Annotated in this window: 10 protein-coding genes; 6 read left to right on the forward strand and 4 right to left on the reverse strand. The window is 52.5% G+C overall.

What is annotated here, in order from left to right:
• Positions 1-111 precede the first annotated feature (111 nt).
• From HF324_RS15855 to HF324_RS15875, 5 genes are all read left to right on the forward strand, one after another.
• Entirely contained in the window at positions 112-4,173 is a 4,062-nt protein-coding gene (locus HF324_RS15855; protein ID WP_168860246.1) for a hybrid sensor histidine kinase/response regulator, read from the forward strand.
• A gap of 221 nt (positions 4,174-4,394) precedes the next feature.
• On the forward strand, positions 4,395-7,514 hold the full coding sequence (locus HF324_RS15860; protein WP_168860247.1) for a SusC/RagA family TonB-linked outer membrane protein: 3,120 nt from the start codon (positions 4,395-4,397) through the stop codon (positions 7,512-7,514).
• A 17-nt stretch (positions 7,515-7,531) separates the two neighbouring features.
• Positions 7,532-9,208, forward strand: a complete 1,677-nt coding sequence (locus HF324_RS15865) for a RagB/SusD family nutrient uptake outer membrane protein (RefSeq protein ID WP_168803408.1) — start codon at positions 7,532-7,534, stop codon at positions 9,206-9,208.
• A 174-nt stretch (positions 9,209-9,382) separates the two neighbouring features.
• Positions 9,383-10,906: a glycoside hydrolase family 30 protein gene (locus HF324_RS15870; protein ID WP_168860248.1), complete on the forward strand. Its 1,524-nt coding sequence runs from the start codon at positions 9,383-9,385 to the stop codon at positions 10,904-10,906.
• Between the two features lie 3 nt (positions 10,907-10,909).
• Positions 10,910-12,715, forward strand: a complete 1,806-nt coding sequence (locus HF324_RS15875; RefSeq protein WP_168860249.1) for a glycoside hydrolase family 35 protein — start codon at positions 10,910-10,912, stop codon at positions 12,713-12,715.
• Between the two features lie 63 nt (positions 12,716-12,778).
• On the opposite strand, the gene HF324_RS15880 is transcribed toward HF324_RS15875, so the two are convergent.
• The 4 genes from HF324_RS15880 to HF324_RS15895 form a co-directional block, all read right to left on the reverse strand.
• Entirely contained in the window at positions 12,779-13,477 is a 699-nt protein-coding gene (locus HF324_RS15880) for a T3SS effector IpaJ family cysteine protease (protein WP_168860250.1), read from the reverse strand.
• A gap of 18 nt (positions 13,478-13,495) precedes the next feature.
• Positions 13,496-14,080 carry a phage tail protein gene (locus tag HF324_RS15885; protein WP_168860251.1) on the reverse strand — a complete coding sequence of 195 codons (585 nt, stop codon included), beginning with the start codon at positions 14,078-14,080 and terminating at the stop codon, positions 13,496-13,498.
• A 5-nt stretch (positions 14,081-14,085) separates the two neighbouring features.
• Positions 14,086-16,812 carry a hypothetical protein gene (locus tag HF324_RS15890; RefSeq protein WP_168860252.1) on the reverse strand — a complete coding sequence of 909 codons (2,727 nt, stop codon included), beginning with the start codon at positions 16,810-16,812 and terminating at the stop codon, positions 14,086-14,088.
• An 83-nt stretch (positions 16,813-16,895) separates the two neighbouring features.
• Positions 16,896-17,516: a hypothetical protein gene (locus HF324_RS15895; RefSeq protein WP_168803414.1), complete on the reverse strand. Its 621-nt coding sequence runs from the start codon at positions 17,514-17,516 to the stop codon at positions 16,896-16,898.
• 248 nt (positions 17,517-17,764) lie between these two features.
• On the opposite strand from HF324_RS15895, the gene HF324_RS15900 reads away from it, so the two are divergent.
• Positions 17,765-18,187: a hypothetical protein gene (locus HF324_RS15900; RefSeq protein WP_168803415.1), complete on the forward strand. Its 423-nt coding sequence runs from the start codon at positions 17,765-17,767 to the stop codon at positions 18,185-18,187.
• Position 18,188 lies beyond the last annotated feature (1 nt).

Here is an 18,188-nt window from a genome sequence, read left to right on the forward strand (position 1 = left end):
CACAGCTTTCATGAATAGCGGAATGCCTGAAAAAATAAATGACCGGCAGAAAAATAAACAACATCAACGTTTTATCTTTTTCAATAGATTTATGGCTGCTAATACAAGCCTATGCACGTTGTGAGGATATGTTGTTTTATTTTCTGGCTGACGGTGATCGCTACCACCACGTTTGCTCTCGGTTATCCTATACGCTATCTCGGTATAGAAGACGGATTATCCAACAATGCCGTTACCTCGGTATATCAGGACCACAAAGGCTTTATGTGGATAGGTACCTACGATGGCCTGAACCGGTATGATGGTTACAGGTTTAAAATTTACAGAAACAAAATAGGTGACAGCACCTCCCTGGCGGATAATGGCGTTTACACCATAGCGGATGACAGCCATCACCAGCTGTGGGTAGGCGGCCGGCGGGGGGTGAGCGTGTTTAATCCTGCCAGCGAAAAATTCGCTATGCCGGTATACAGGCCGGTGAATAGCCGTGCGCTTCGAAAGGTCAATGAAAATATACATATTATCAAGACGGATGAAAAGGGACTCGTCCTGGTGGGTACGGAAAAGAACGGCCTGCTTGTCTTCGACAACAGCCTTTACAATGGCCGGCAGATGGCTATACATCAAAAAGGAAAAACCATCACCGACTACGAGGTGACCGGTATCCGGTTTACCGGAACATCCGCCTGGATATTTGTGCAGGATATTGGCCTGTGCAGATATGAAAGCGGTCAGCAAACTTTATCGGTTATTTCTGCGGAGATCCCGCAGGCCAACTGCCTTAACCTCGATAAGGCAGGCAACCTGTTGCTGGGAACGGATACCGGCGTGTTCCGGTATATCGCCGCCACCAACAAATTTTCCGGTAACGTCTTGCCCGAAAACAGCAAGATCGTTCATATATACACCGACAAAGCAGGGACCACCTGGTGCGCTTCCGATGGAAACGGCCTTTACCTGGTGACAGGTACGGATGTTCCGGCACGTTCGTTTACTGCTCCGGGCAGCAGGACGCAGCTAAGCAGTAATGCCGTTTATTCCATTTATGAAGACCGGGAAGGCCGCAAATGGATAGGTACCTTGCGCGGCGGTATTAATATCCTGGAACCCAGGCGTAACCCGTTTGAGCTGAATGTACTGAACCGCAGCCCCGACGCCAGGGCCATCGATAATTTTATTTTTTCTTTTTGTGAAGAAGATGAAAAAAATATCTGGATCGGCACCGATGGAGGAGGACTGAAACGCTGGAACCGGGAAACCGGCGTCCTTACTTCTTTTCATTATGATGCACATCGGCCGGAGGGCATCAGCAGTAACTTTATTACGTCCATTATTCATGATGTGCACCGTGACTTATGGATCTCTACCTGGTTTGGCGGCGTTAACCGTTACCGTACCGCCACCGGGAAATTTGAGCACTACGTGTGTTTTAATCCATATACCCGTACGGCAGAAAACAATGTATGGCTGGTGTATGAAGACCGGCAACAACAACTTTGGGCCAGCACCACGAATAATGGCACCCTGTATCGTTTTGATCCCCGCGAAAACCGCTTCGGCCTTTTCGACAGCAGCCTGGTCAACATACAGTGCCTGGCGGAAGACCGCGAAGGCCAGCTATGGGGAGGCAGTTATACGGCGCTCATCCGGATAGATAAAGATCACCGGCGTCACCGCCGTTTTGATATCGGTTATACCGTGCGATCTGTCTACCATGATAAAAAAGGTAATTTCTGGGTGGGCACCGACGGAGGCGGCTTACTTCATTTTAACCGGCAAACCGGCGCCTATACCCGGTATACGATGACAGAAGGCCTGCCCAGCAATTCCATTCTCCGGATGCTGGAAGACAACAGCGGCAATATCTGGATCAGCACTTTCAACGGCCTTTCCAAATTTGACCCGCAGAAGAAAACGTTTCGCAATTTCTCCGCATCCGACGGTTTACAAAGCAATCAGTTTGGCTTTAATGCGGCACTGGCATTGCGTTCCGGCGAGTTTGCCTTCGGCGGTATCAAAGGCTTTAATATCTTTTATCCCGATAGCGTGTATGCGACCACCGGCATCCCGCCGGTATGGTTAACCAGCATCAACATCAACAATACGCCGGTGACGGAGCTGGACAACTACGTATCCGGCAGAACACCGGAAGGAGAGGTGCAGGAAATGACCGTGCCCTACGATAAAGCCACTATCGCTTTCGATTTTGTGGCGCTGGAATATACGCTGCCCGATAAAATCAGTTATGCCTACAGGCTGCGGGGATGGGACAACAACTGGAACTATGTAGGTCAAACCAGGACGGCCAACTATACGCACCTGCAGGAAGGACATTACACGTTCGAGATAAAGGCCAGCAATGCCGACGGGTTCTGGAGCCCGGAAATACGCACGGTCTCCCTGATCGTATTGCCTCCCTGGTACCGCACACGGTGGGCCTGGCTGTTGTACATCAGCGTTACGCTGGCGGCTATTTACCTGTATACCCGGTACAAAGCCCGCGAAGAGCGGCTGAAATATGACATCAAACTGGCACACCTGGAAAAGGAGAAAGAAAAAGAACTCAATGAGAAGAAACTGTCTTTCTTTACCAATATCTCCCATGAGTTCCGCACGCCCCTCACGCTCATCATCAATCCGCTGAAGGAGTTGCTGCATAAAAACGACCGGGACCTGGGAATCGTGTACCGCAACGCCAGACGGCTGCTTAGCCTGGTCGATCAGCTCCTGCTGTTCCGCAAGGCCGACCAGGGAGGCGACCAGCTGAAGATCGCCCCCCTGGACATAGTAAACCTGTGCCAGGAGGTATATCTCTGTTTCTCCCAGCAGGCAAAAACTAAAAATATTCAATATGACTTCCGGGCTACTTCACCGGCGATCGGGATATACGGAGACAGCGAGAAACTGGAAATTGCCATTTTCAACCTGCTGTCAAACGCTTTTAAATTTACCCCCGACAATGGCACCATTATATTTGAGGTAAACGAAGACGCAGACACGGTGACCATCGTGATCAAAGACAGCGGCTGCGGCATTGAAAGCGAAGCAGGCGACCGGATCTTTGAAAAGTTCCGGCAGGCACAGGACCGTAAAGAATCATTACAAACGGGATTTGGGATCGGCCTCTACCTCGTAAAACACTTTGTTGAAAAACATCATGGAAGTATCCGCTACGAAAGCAGGGTAAAGGAAGGTACCGCTTTCCGGCTTTCGCTGAAAAAAGGAAGCGCCCATTTTGCCGGGACCCCGTTACTGGAAAACAGCGGACATAAATCGGCCTTCCTGAAAGAACTCAGTGCGGAGGTGGACCTTGGGCCTCAGGATGCTCCCGCCATGGATGCAGAGCTTCCAGCCACTACTATCACTGAAAAGAAATCCATCCTGTTGATCGATGATCATGCTGAAATCAGGCAGTACCTCCGGCAGCTGTTCAAAGACAAGTTTGTGGTGTATGAAGCCGATAACGGCGTCAGTGGCTTTTCCGCAGTGGAACGCTATATGCCCGACCTCGTGATCAGCGACATCCAGATGGAGGGCATGGACGGGGTGGCATTATGCGTGAAGATCAAACAGACAGACACCATCAGCCATATCCCCGTGATCCTGCTGACCGGTTCTTCCGCAGCAGATACCCGCCTCCGGGGACTGGAAAGCGGGGCCGATGATTACATCACCAAGCCGTTTGACAATGATATCCTGATGGCGAAGGTCAATAACATTATCAGGAACAGGAACCTGCTGCAGCAGTACTTTTTTGACCGGATTACCCTCAAAAACACCAATATCCGGGTGCCGGCGGAATACCAGGACTTCCTGAAACGCTGTAACGAGATCATAGAAGCCAACCTGGAAGACGAGACCTTTTCCATTAAAAAGTTCACCCTGGAAATAGGGATGAGCCACTCCAGTTTATACAAGAAAGTAAAATCCATCTCCGGACAAACCATCAACTCCTTTATCCGGTCTATCCGGCTCCGGAAAGCGGCAGTGCTCCTGCTCAAAGAAAACTACTCCATTACCCAGGCGGCCATGCAGGTAGGCATAGGAGATATTAAATATTTTCGTGAACAGTTCGTGAAATTGTTTGGCATGAACCCCTCCAGCTATGTCAAAAAATACCGGCACTCGTTTAACAGCGACTTTAACATCACGGAAGGCCAGGAAGAGGTGTAATGCCCCTTTATCCGCCACCATACTCACTTTGATCACAGGGGGTAATTATTGCCCCCTGTGATAATTTACGATTTTACCCCTCTTTTTAAATGATTTACCCCCTCTGGCATCTGTGTGCCTCATCTTACATTGCGGTCATCATAAGGGGCTGGAAATGAAACAGTCCATTCAACCAAAATTGTTTCGCCGGCATTCCGATTTACTCATTTAAATGCTACGTTATGAAAAAACTTCCATCCGGAACGGACCGTGGATTATTTGTCCCTTTACGGAGCCAACCAGTTTTTATCTGTTTACTTTTTCTCCCGCTGCTGTTACTGGCCGGAGCCGCTCAGGCGCAGCAGGCCGTGGTAACGGGCACAGTATCGGCCGATAACACCCCCGTTCCCGGGGTCACCATCCGCGTAAAGAACAGAACAGGGGGAGCATTGACCGACGGCGACGGGAAATTCAGCATCAGCGCTGCCGTCGGAGATACCCTGTTATTTAATCATATGTCTTATAACGAGCAGCGTATAGCCGTAAAAGGAGCATCGCCCCTGCGGATCGTACTGACTGCCCTGAGTAAAACGGTGAACGAAGTGGTGGTGGTAGGATACGGCACCCAGAAGAAAGCTACCCTCACCGGCTCCATTTCCGTAGTGAAGGGCGCTGACATTGTGCAAAGCCCGCAGCCCAACGTGTCCAATGCGCTGACCGGCCGTTTCTCGGGCGTTATCGCCAACAACCGCTCCGGCGAGCCCGGCTACGACGGCTCCACCGTTACCATCCGTGGCCTGGCCACCACCGGCAACAACGACGTATTGATCGTGGTAGACGGGGTGCCCGGACAGATCGGCGGGCTTGAACGCCTCGACCCGAACGACATCGAAAGCATCTCCGTCCTGAAAGACGCCTCCGCTGCGGTCTATGGCAGCAGGGCGGCCAATGGTGTGATGCTCATCACCACCAAGCGGGGCAAAACAGGGAAGCCGGTTATCAACTACGGCTTCAACCAGGGGTTTTCTTCCCCCACCAGGCTGCCTGAAATGGCAGATGCCTATACCTATGGTCAGATCATGAATGAAATACGGTATTATAATAATAGTGCCGGGGGCATGAACCAGTTCTACACCGAAGAACAATTACAGAAGTTCAGGGATGGCTCCGACCCTGTCAATTACCCTAACACCGACTGGCAGAAAGCTACCCTGAGAAAAACAACCACCCAGCAGCAACACAGCCTGTCTGTGAATGGCGGAGGGGAAAACGTAAGGTATTATGTCTCCCTGGGGATGATCGGGCAAAACGGCCTGTATAAAAACGGCGCTACCCAGTACCACCAGTACAACTTCAGGTCAAACATCGACGCCGACGTGACCAAACGGCTGAAAGTAAGCCTGTACCTGTCCGGCCGCCAGGAAGACCGTCAGTATCCCACCACCTCTGCAGGAGATATCTTCCGCGGCATTTACAGGGCTTACCCCACAGTGCTGGACAGGTACCCCAACGGCCTGCCTACCACCGGTATCGAAAACAACAACCCGGTGATGCAGGTCACCGACGCCGGTGGTCTCTCCCGCAACCCCGTCCAGGTGTTTAACGGCATCCTGAAAGGGTCCTACGCGGTCCCCGGCATAGAAGGGCTGTCACTGGACGGTTTCCTCTCTGCCGATAAAGCGTGGAACTTTGCCAAGACCTTCGCCACCCCTTATAAAGAATATACCTTTGACGCCGCTACCAATACCTATACGCCGAAGATAGTAGGCGGCTCCAACGGGAAAGCGTCGCTGGTGCAGCAACAGCGGAATATGTCCCTGCTTACGACCAACATCAGGCTGAATTACGCCCGCCGTTTTGGCGCTCACGATATCAATGCAATGGTCGGATATGAGCAAAGCCGGAACATGGTAGACACGTTCAGCGCCGGCCGTATCAATTTCCCTTCGCCGCTCACCCCGGAATTGTCCCAGGGCGGCGCCGCGGCGACCGACAGGACCAACTTCGGCAGCAGCTACAACTTCACCCGTAAAAGCTATTTCGGAAGGATCGCGTATAACTACCTGGAAAAATACCTGCTGGAAGTACAGGCCCGGGTAGATGGGTCCTCCACTTTCCCGGAAGGCAAACAATATGGTTTCTTCCCTTCGGTGTCTGCAGGATGGGTCGTATCCAAAGAGTCCTGGTTTGAGCCGGTGACCTTCATCAATAACCTGAAGCTCCGCGGCTCCTATGGTACGCTGGGTAACGATAACGTGGGATTGTTCCAGTATTTCGACAACTATTCTTTTTATAACCAGTATGTGTTCAACGGACAAATGCAGAGCGGCATCGACCTGGTAAAACTGGCCAATCCCAATATCACCTGGGAAGTGGCCCGGAAAATGGACCTGGGACTAAATGCCACCCTCTTTGAGCACTTTTCCCTGGAGTTTATCTATTTCCAGCAGCACCGTACGAAAATATTAACCCCGCGCACTTCCCTGACACAGACCTCCGGTATCGTGAATCCCTTTGACAAAAACAATCCGCTGGTGCCCGCGGAAAACATCGGGAAGGTCAACAGCCAGGGTATTGAAGCTACGCTGGGGTACGATAATACCACCGGCGGCGGTTTCCATTATAATGTGTCCGGTAACGTAACCTATGCCAAAAATAAAATCATCTTCAAAGACGAAGCAGTGGGTACTTTGCCCTACCAGCGGGAAACAGGCGGCCCTATGAACACTTACCTGCTGTATAACGCGATCGGTATTTTCAGAAACGCAGACGACCTGGCCAAATATCCGCATCTGCCCAATGCCAAGCCCGGCGACCTGATTTATGAAGACTATAACGGGGATAAGCAGATCACCGCTGATGATATGGTGAGAACAAAATATGGCAACATTCCTGAAATCACTTACGGTATTAACCTGGCAGCCGACTACAAAGGATTTGACCTGTCAGTGCTGTTTGCGGGGCAAACACATGTCAGCCAGTACGTACTTCCTGAATCAGGTACTATCGGCAACTTCTACAGCAGCTGGGCAGATAACCGCTGGAGCCCTTCCAACCCTGATGGTTCTTACCCACGGGTAGATGAACGTGCCTCTTCTTCTGTTAACGGTGGTCTCCGGCCCAATACCTTCTGGTTGAACAATGCCGCTTTCCTCCGTTTGAAAAACATCTCCCTCGGTTATACCATTCAGTCGGCTGTCCTGTCACGCGCCAGGATAGCGGGACTTCGCGTATATGCCAACGCCTTTAACCTTTTCACCATCACCAAAGTAAAAGACTACGATCCGGAAGGATTCAGCAACAGCGGACAGTTTTACCCGCAACAGCGCATTGTGAACCTGGGTGTAAATGTTAAGTTCTAAAACACAAAAATCAAATCATGAAAACGAAAAAGATATTATACGGAGCGGCGTTGGTGGCGGCGGGATTGTTTTCCGCCTGCCAGAAAGATTTTCTCAATGTAACGCCTACTGACAAGATACTGGGAGACGCTATACTGGCGGATTCGGCTTTGTTTGAAAACTACGTCATTAACCGTTACCTGAGCATCCGGCTGCAGGATAAAGAAGGAGAGGGCAGTAATCCGGGATTCGGAAGAGGATTTGAATATGGCTTGTGGAGCTCCATCACAGACGAGTCTATCTACAACAATGATGATAATACGTGGGTAGTGCAACAGGGACAGCTGGCGCCTGAAAATATGGGCATCACCGGTACCATCTGGGGAAGAAGTTACCGCAGCATCCGGGAATGCAACTATGGGCTCAACAATATCGACAGCGTAGCCATGAGTACCGCGCATCGCAAGCGGTTGAAGGCAGAGCTGCGTTTTATCCGCGCCTACCGCTATCATGACCTGATCCGCAACTATGGCGGCGTTATCATGATGGGTGACCGGGAATACAGTTTACAGGACAATCTCAACGACCCTGCTTTATTCAACAGGGCTACTTTGCAGCAGTCGATGGATTATGCTGTCTCCGAGCTGACAGCAGCTGCGGCAGACCTTCCGGCTGACAACAACAGCACCGACTGGCTGCCCGGCAGGGCTACCCAGGGAGCTGCGCTGGCGCTGAAAGCCCGCCTGCTGTTATATGCTGCCAGTCCGCTCTACAATGCTGGCACCTGGCAGGCGGCGGCGGATGCTGCGAAAGCGGTGATGTCACTCTCTAAATACAATATCGCGCCCGACTATACGCAGCTGTTCCTGAACAGTAACAACAACGAAATCATTTTCGCACGGCAGTTCACCATCGGCGCCCGCCATGTATGCCTCGAAATTTCCAACGGTCCCAACGGGTACGGCGGATGGGCCGGTAATACACCGCTGCAGAATATGGTGGATGCCTATGAAATGAACAACGGCAAACCTATCACAGACCCCGCTTCAGGCTACGATCCGCAAAATCCGTATGTGAACAGGGATCCCCGTTTCTATGCGACTATTCTCTATAACGGCGCCTCCTACAGGGGATCGGTGATACAAACCTTTACCCCCGGTGGTAAGGACAGTAAGGACGGACCTTCCAACTGGAACGCTTCCAAAACAGGGTATTACCTGCGCAAATTCATGGACGATAAAAACCCGATCGATAATCCCTGGGATGTGGCCGGCTTGCAGCCATGGATCTATATCCGCTACGCCGAAGTACTGCTGAACTATGCCGAAGCGCAAAACGAAGCAGCAGGCCCGGACGCGAGCGTGTACAATGCTGTTAACCAGGTACGGCAGCGCGCCAGCGTTCATCAGCCGGCATTAACACCCGGCCTGACCAAAGACCAGATGCGCGACGCCATCAGAAGAGAAAGACAGGTGGAGCTGGCATTTGAAGAGCATCGATTCTATGATGTCCGCAGATGGAAAGTGGCCAATGTTACCGAAAATATACCGGCCTACGGCATCGATATTACACGTAACAACAACGGCAGCTTCACTTATGCCCGCAAAGTAGCACTGGATAACCGCCTGTTTAAGGAAGCCAATTACTGGTTGCCTGTTCCGAGAGCAGATATCCTGGCATCCAATGCTACCCTGAAACAGAACCCGGGTTATTAAGCTCCGGCATATATCCAACGGGGACAAGCCTGTTGTAAGGTAGTAAGATCGTTGCGCGGGATTTGGAAAATAATCAGCCACTATTTTACTACTTTACAGGCTTGCAACCTTCCTTCTTAATCAAAAGAAGCCTTGCATACCATGCGGCTTTGCGTGCAACCGCCTATGATGAACATGAAAAAAATAACAGGCGCCCTGCTGGGCTGTATGGTCCTGCAGCAGGGCATGTCCCAGCATCAACCGCCGATACGGGTAAATATAGACCTGGCCGCGAAAGCGCAGACCATTCACAATTTCGCAGCATCGGATGCGTGGTCCTGCCAGTTTACCGGTACCTGGCCGGATAATAAAAGAAACCAGCTGGCCGACTGGCTGTTCAGCCGCGATACTACGGCAGATGGCCAGCCCAAAGGCATTGGATTGTCCATGTGGCGGTTTAATATCGGCGCCGGCAGCGCCGGGCAAGGCGATAGCAGCGGTATCCGCGACGAATGGCGCCGTGCTGACTGTTTCCTGGGTGCCGACAACCACTACGACTGGCAAAAGGCTGCCGGGCAGATATGGTTCCTGAATGCCGCCAAAGCAAGGGGCGTACAGCAGTTCCTCGGCTTCCTGAACAGCCCGCCCGTGGCGTTTACACGCAACGGTAAAGCATTTGCCGATAAAGGACAATGTAACCTGTCGCCTGAGCAATATCCGGCTGTTGCCGGTTTCCTGAAAGATGTAGTGCTGGGAGTGAAGCGGTTGACCGGGATTACCTTCGGTTTTGTGAGTCCTGTAAACGAGCCTCAATGGGACTGGAGCGACGGCGGCCAGGAAGGATGCCCTTATAACAACGAACAGATTTACGGCCTTGTAAAAGCGATCGACCAAACCTTTGGCCGGCATCAGCTGCCCACGCGGATTTTAATACCCGAAGCGGGTAAACTCAATTACCTCTACGCCGGGGAAGATAAGCCTGCCAAAGGAACACAGGTGGCCGCTTTCTTTGATCCGCACAGCCCTGCCTACCTGGGCGATTGTGCTCACATATACAAAGCTGTTGCCGGGCATAGCTACTTTACCACCTCCCCGCAGGACACGGCAGTGGCTATACGCAAACGGTTACATACCGCACTGAAGGGCATTCCCTTCTGGCAGTCGGAATATTGCATACTGGGCGATAATGCGGGGGAAATGAACGGCAGTAAGGTGGACCTGGGCATGGATGCCGCGCTGTACGTAGCAAGGGTGGTCCATACAGACCTTACCGTTGCCAACGCTGCGTCCTGGCAATGGTGGCTGGCGATATCGCCTTATGACTATAAAGATGGACTGATCTATATCGATAAAAACAAGACCGACGGGCAAATACACGATACTAAAATGTTATGGGTATTGGGTAACTACAGCCGCTTTATACGGCCCGGAGCGCAACGGGTAGCCGTGCAGTGGAAAGAGGAAAACACTACCCGCGACATCCTCGTGTCGGCCTACCGGAATAAAGACAATACGCTCGCCGTGGTGATCGTCAACAGCAGCGCCGCCGATGTTACCATTGAGGTGGATGGCAAAGGGATACCCCGCGGCAACAGACGCAGCTATACCACCAGCGACAAAGGTAACCTGCTGCCGGCTAACGTAAACGGCCGTACGCTGGTGGCGCCGGCACGGTCTGTCGTAACAATAACGCAACAATTAAATATCCATAAACAGTAACCAATGAAGAAAATCAGCGTTATCATATGTATGATATTATACTGCGTACAGCTCAGTGCACAACACTCGTTTCAGTTAGGGGACTCCACCTTTTTGCTGGACGGGAAACCGTTTCAGATGATCTCAGGGGAAATCCATTACCTGCGTGTGCCCCGTGAATCATGGCGGGACAGGGTGAGGATGGCCAAAGCCATGGGATTGAATACCATCGGCACCTACGTCTTCTGGAATATGCATGAGCCGGAACAGGGGCAGTATAATTTCTCCGGTAACAACGATGTGGCCGCCTTTGTGAAAATATGCCAGGAAGAAGGGATGTGGGTGATTTTACGTCCCAGCCCCTATGCCTGCGCTGAATGGGAATTTGGCGGTTACCCCTATTGGCTGCAGGAAATAAAAGGGCTGGAAGTAAGAAGCAAAGAGCCGCAGTACCTGAAGGCTTATAATAACTATATTAAAGCGGTAGGGAAACAACTCGCGCCCCTGCAGATTAATCATGGAGGCAACATCCTGATGGTGCAGGTGGAAAACGAATATGGCTCCTATTCCAACGACAAGTCTTATCTTGAGATCAATCGCAAAATGTTCGTGGATGCAGGCTTCGACGGCCTGCTGTATACCTGCGATCCCGCGGCGGACGTAGCCAAAGGCCATTTGCCAGGCTTACTGCCGGCAGTGAACGGTGTAGACGACCCCGAAAAAGTGAAACAACTGGTCAGAGAAAATCACAACGGCAAAGGCCCTTTCTATATCGCAGAATGGTATCCCGCCTGGTTCGACTCCTGGGGTGAGAAGCACCATACCGTTCCCTACAAAGACTTCCTTACCCGTTTGGACCGTGTATTGGCAGCGGGCATTTCCATCAACATGTACATGTTTCATGGCGGTACCACCCGTGGTTATATGAATGGCGCCAACTACAGCGAGGCTGCCCCTTACTCGCCACAGATCAGCAGTTACGACTACGATGCTCCGCTGGACGAAGCCGGCAACGCCACGCCTAAATTCATGGAGTTCAGAAAAATAATCGCCCGGCATCTGGCGACGGGAGCGACCTTGTCGGAAGTGCCGGCTAAAAAACCGGCGATAACAACACCTGTCATTACTTTTGAGCGCAGCTGCCCGATGTTCAGCCAACTGCCTGCCGCGGTAAAAAGCGTACATCCGTTAACGTTTGAAGACCTGAAACAGGCTTATGGTTTTGTGTTATACCGTACCACGATTAAAGGCGGTGTCAGCGGCACATTGAAAATCAAAGACCTCCGCGATTACGGACTGGTGTTCGTCAACGGCAAAAGAGTGGCTGTTCTCGACAGGCGCCTGAAGCAGGACAGCACTGCCATCACACTCCCTGCGGGCAAGGTGACGCTGGAGATCCTGGTTGAAAACCTCGGACGCATCAACTTCGGTCCTTACCTCCTGAAAAACAGGAAAGGAATAGACGGAGAGGTGCTGTTTAACGGACAGGCTATTCAGCAGTGGCAGCAGTTCAGGCTGCCGTATGAACAGCAACCGGCCATCAAACCGGCAGCGGTGGGAGCAGACGCGCCGGTATTGAAGGAGGGCCATTTTACGCTGAGCGCCAAAGGAGATACCTACCTGGACATGAGCAAATGGGGGAAAGGCGTGGTGTGGATCAATGGCCATCACCTGGGGCGTTACTGGCAGGTAGGCCCGCAGCAAACGCTGTATGTGCCGGCGGAATGGCTGAAAACGGGCGGCAATAAAATTACCGTGCTGGAACTGATCAAACCTGGCGAAAACCAGGTACAGGGGCTGGACCATCCGATACTGGACGTGTTACAATAGAACATTCATAACGATAGCAACATAAAGAGGTTGGTTCGATGAGCGAATCAACCTCTTTCGTTTTTATACACTTAATTTGATCCATACACCGCTGAACTGGTAGTTGACAGTCGGTCCGCTCGGGAGCGTGAAACTGATCTGCGTCAGGGGAAGAGGGCCGTTGTTGTTAAGGGTATAAGGCCCCACATAGCCGTAGGCAGAGTCATACAGTTCCGTCTCATTAAGCGCAATGGTATGGTTCAGATTTTCCACCACTACCAGGTGCGCTTCTTTGGGACCAGGCTTTTGAGTGTAGTTGACAGGCCCGTTGACAAGCCCGTACGCCGGTTGTGTGGTGATCAGGTCGATCTCTGTCGCCAGCAGGTCTGTGCCTGCGCCCACGTTGGTCACCTGGATGTGTTGCAGGATACCGGCGGCGCTGTTATTGTAGTAGACAATAATGTTCTGAACTGCCAGTCCGAACTGCCTGGCCACAAAAGCCAGCGCTGACGGCGGGTTGTAGTCATTTACCGGCGCCTGGTACCGATAGGTGGCAGTGGGCGTGGGAGCCAGCAGGTTGAGCAGCAGATTACCGGTTATCTGGTAAATACGCTGGGCAAAAGCGGCAGGCCCGGGCGCGGTATAACGCTGCGCGACGTTACCGGTGTTCAGAATGTCGGGGAGCGTAGCGCTGCCCAGATGGGTTAAGGCAGCAGCGAGTGCGAAGGCGCCACAGCTGTTGGTAGTGGTTTGCTGTACGCCCTGGTAAGCATTAAAAGCCATAAGATAAGGTTTTAGTTGTTAGAGAAATTTGATGATATAGTACACGTAGACATTTTTAGCTCTTGTTTCCGTGCTGGTGCGTACATTCCCGGGAGGGGCCATGCTGTCGGAAGGGTTGCCTGTGAGGTTATCGCCGGCGGTGATGGGACTTCCCGTACCGCTGCTGCCGACAGGCCCGGATGGTTGCCCTGGTTCTTTGTAGATATGCTGATGTAACTGCAGGGCATCTTCCTGTAGGGAACCTACTTCACTGCTGGTGTCGCCGTTGGCCAGCTTCCTGCTGCCGGCGTCAGGATCGCGGCCGCTGCCCATGTCTGTCATACGAAAGAAATATCCCCGGTAGTCCGGAACGGAAAACTCATCGTCTTTTTCTTTACCGGTGTTGTACTGTTTGCCCAACACATGATACAGGATGGGATATTCCAGTTGGGATAAGGTCCTCCCGTCGCAAAGCATCCAGCCGCAGGTATTGACCATGCTCTCGAAATCTGCCGGCCGGGAATATTGTTCCGTTATCTTTCCCGCAAAGGCCATGACGGCTCCGGGTGGGACACAGGAAGGCATTACCGGCAAATGGCCGGCATACAAAGGCGCTGGTATCATAACTGTTAAGGATGAGGCTGTGAAGTGAATTCGGGGAGCTCGCTGCTTTCCTGTACCACCTGCATCGCAGTAGGCAAGGATATCTCCCAGGTATGTTCTATCTCCGTATAATCGTTATCGTTATAGACCGATTTCAGGTGTGCGGCTATGCGGGTGTCTGCGGAGTTGACCGGCACAAAAGGATAAGGCGCAGGCCATATAATGCCGGACGACAGGTAGTACAGCAGCTGGAAATTGAAGGATGGCCGCACCGGCAGCAGTACCCGCGCCCGCTGCGCCTGCAGGAAGGGCCTCAGTGAATCGTCGCGGCCCTGCAGTGCGTAACTGAAAACGGAAGGGCTGTCGTCAAAGAACCACGTCATCTCATCCCATTCCAGCGCTTCGCGAAGAAACTGGTAATAACGGGGTTCGTTGATCTGAAAGGTAGCGGGGTCACCCACTTTGGCGTCGAACACCTGCATCAGCAGGGCGGCACAGCGGCGTTGAAGCGCAGACCTTTCGGTATTGCGCAACAGCTCCGGGTTACCCTGTTCGCCTTCGCCGGCAAGCCTGCTCAGCGTACTAATGTAAACGGATATACGTTTTTGCCACGCTTCGCTGATCTGGCGGTACACCTGAGCTTTCCATTCATTCATTTTCTCTTCGGTAACGCTGCATTTGATGCGGACGTTAAGCGTAAAGTCGTTGGGCTTGTAAGGCGGGGTGTCCGGCGTATTCGGCCCGATAACGGACACCGGCAGCTGGCCTTTCTCGCCGTCCATGTCCAGCGTCTGCGTGCGGGTGCTGTCGGTCAGTTCAAAAAGGGCGCTGCCGGCAATACCGCTGATAGACCTTACCGGCGCTCCGCCGGCGATGATGCCGGTCACAGTAGCCTGTACCGCAAAATAGTTGTCGGGTATGGCGGCGTATTTCTCCGTTTCTCCCGGGCTCAGTATGACGGCAGCATAGGTATAGGGTTCCGGCGGCTGCCGGATAATGTCTACCTGGTAATAGCTGAGCAACTGCGCATAATTGGCGGTAGTGATGTCCGTGTAGGTAGTGATGCCCATTTCCGCCGGCGACAACGGCTTCTGCAGGTCTGTCGCGTTCAGCGACTGCTGCGACCGGATATAGTCCCGCGCCGGTTGTGCTATGCTGAGCTCCAGCAAAAAACGATGCCCGTAGTTTTCTACTGATACACGGTATATTTTATTCAGCCACCGGTAAATACCCCTGAAATGCCCGTCGCCGTGGCGGTTATCAAACAGGCTGCTGGTCACGGATTCCTGCTCGTTGTACTTGCTGAACGACCTGGTCCTGCTGACGCTTTCGCTGATACGGTTTAGGGTGCTGTTCAGGATCCGGCTCACAAACCCGCTGTCCGACTGTATGCTGTCGCTGTCGGGCTTCAGGGTGGACGACCATTTGCCGTTGAGCACCGCCTGCGTAGGTGGGCCATAGGTGGTCGTGAAATTGTCGTAGCTGGTGCTCTGGGTGAAGCCGGCCAGTGTTTTCTTCGCCTCCAGCAGCAGATCGTTGCTTACCTGCTGGTATCTGCTGATATTGCTGGTGTTCTCTGAAGAACGTTCGCTGACTTTTTCCTGGTCGCTGCTCAGCTGCCGCTGCATGATTTTTTTCTGTTCGCCCTTCATCACATTCCGGATACCGGCAATTTCTCCTGGCTGGTAGCGCAGCAAACGGTAGCGGGACATTTTAAGTTGCCCGATGGCATAAGGCGCTATCCAGCTGTCGTCTTTAAGCGGTACAGCGGTGGGATAGGGCGGCAGCGGAAATATGTCCGCTGGCAGTACCACGGTGGCGTGCAGCAGGCGGCTGATGTCCGCCCTGCTGAGTTCCCGCGCCGGTTGTGTGCTGTATTGCGTTTCCAGCAGGTTACAGATCAGCAGTATTTTATTGACCGCCACGGCGAAAGATTCGTTGAAGCCCGTGATGATGGCGAGCGCAAAATAATTCTGCCATAGCTGGTCAATGATGGGCAGCCAGGAGGTGGTGTCCATGCCTGCGCTGATATCGTCGTCGCCTTCGCAGTAGTCTGCCATTTTTACCCATTCGTCATACAGGTCCGGAAAGCTGTTGAACGGCGCGGGTACCTGTTGCAGGCTGCCGTAATACTGACCGGCAAAAGGGGCGTCGTTCTGGAGGAACTGTATGCACAGCTGTTCCATGGCTTTACGGTCTTTCTGCGGCGTTGTGGCCACCAGCTGGCTGTAGAGCGAATCGGCGCCGGTATGCGCCGGATTGTAGGAAAAGAAATGCAGCCAGCTGTTTGCCGGGGCCTCGTCCGGCCATGGTTGTATGTTGATATAAGGGAAAAGCGGAGCGTCTATAGCGGTCTGTGGCGGCAAATCGTTCGTGTCGTCGTCGTTGTCCGGGGGCGGCGGGGGAGGCACCGGCGGCAGATGCCGGAACAAGGCAAGGGTGCCGTCGAAATGATGTTGCAGTGCCGGATTTTCATTGTATCCGTAGTACAGGTTGCCGTTGAGAATGACTTCCTTTTCTTTCACTGTCAGCATCAGCTGGCCTTTTATCCGGAACGCGTCTGGTGCGGAGTACTGCACGTCCCGCTGTTGCCGGGCGCCGATATATCCGGTGATCACCGGTACAGGCGCATCCACGGGGTAGTGAAAATCGTATTTTACCACCGGTACTCCTTTGAGGGAAAGCTCGCTATCTGAAGCAAGCAGCTCAGACACCACCTTGAACGTGTTGTTGATAATAGTTGTCTCAACCATCGCTTACAGATTGAAAGGTGAAAGGAAGCCCCACCCCGTTTCACCCGGCCGTTGGCTTTGGAAACGGGAATGGGGCGTAACGGTTATGCATACAGGATATTCTGCAGGGTGAACTCAAAAGGAGTGGAGGTGGGGCCGGGCCCGCCGCCGCTCATCACGATGTCTGCGCTGGCGATGCCAAACAGCGACAGTTCCGTGTTGATCTGCTGGAGGATGGCGCTGTTGATCAGCTGACCTTCCACTACCTGTGAAACCACGCCTATCCAGATAGTAGGCCTGAACTGGAAGGTCGCTTTCTGGCCGGGTGCAATCGATGTTTTGGTGGCCAGCAGTTTACCATCGCGGTATACGTTGGCATTCACGGCGCCCTGGTCCAGCGCGTTCAGCACTTCCACCTCATTCTGGCTGCTGGACTGGCCGGCGTATTTCAGGATGTCGCCGGAAGGATCTCTTACCACCTGGAACTGCTGACCGTTTTCCGCTGTCTTCAGCGGGCTGTAGTTGCCCCAGCTGTCACTGGCGGAAACTGACATGGCCATAGGATAAGAGAACGGATGGTTCCAGCCCTGTCCGAGGTTTTTAACTACCTGCCAGGCAACACACAGCTCGTTGAAAGAAGTGGCTTCGTTGCGCTGGAAAATAACGATGCTGGAGTTGTTGCGGTCATTAGACCGGTTGATAAGATTTAACCTGATGTCTGCCATAAATAAGCGTTTTAAGGATAATTGAAAAGGGTTGTCTGAAGTGTATCACCGGTGATGTGAAGTAAAGGTAGGACGGTCATGGCCCCGGTTTGGCGCGCATGGCATAAGCGTGATGTTGAAGGGAATAAGTGGCGGGATTTAAGGTATAAGCGAAAAAAGGAATGAAGATTAGTCTTATATTTGTTCAACTCAATTGCCATAATCTTTACGAAACTCAATTACCATTCATCTTTTTCAAACTATCCTCTATGAGCCAGATTGCTCCTCTCTCTTTCGTTACCATTAAAAGCCAGGAAAAGAAGCTGTTTGGGACCGGGCTGGCCGAAAGGCTGTCTGTGGAACCGTTGGTGGCGGTTTATCCGGATGCGGAATTTCCCAATATGTACCGCCTGGTAATGAGCCTGTATATCCCGGACGGGCAGGAGCCGGTGATCAATGAAAATTTCGATGATATGAGAGATGAGGAGACGGAAGCCGGACGGTTGCTGGTACGGCAGATTATTATAGATTATCAGAAAAGCGAGGCGGCAGACCATACCTGGTCACTATGGAAGGTCATTATCAACTACGCGGTAAAAGGTGATCAGGCCCAGGCTATCCGCGTGATGTACCGGATCGGGGACCCGGAAACTTCCAGGGGGACCGTTACTACCGTCAAGAGACCCGCATAGG

This window comes from Chitinophaga oryzae (assembly GCF_012516375.2).
Classification (GTDB): Bacteria; Bacteroidota; Bacteroidia; order Chitinophagales; family Chitinophagaceae; genus Chitinophaga; species Chitinophaga oryzae.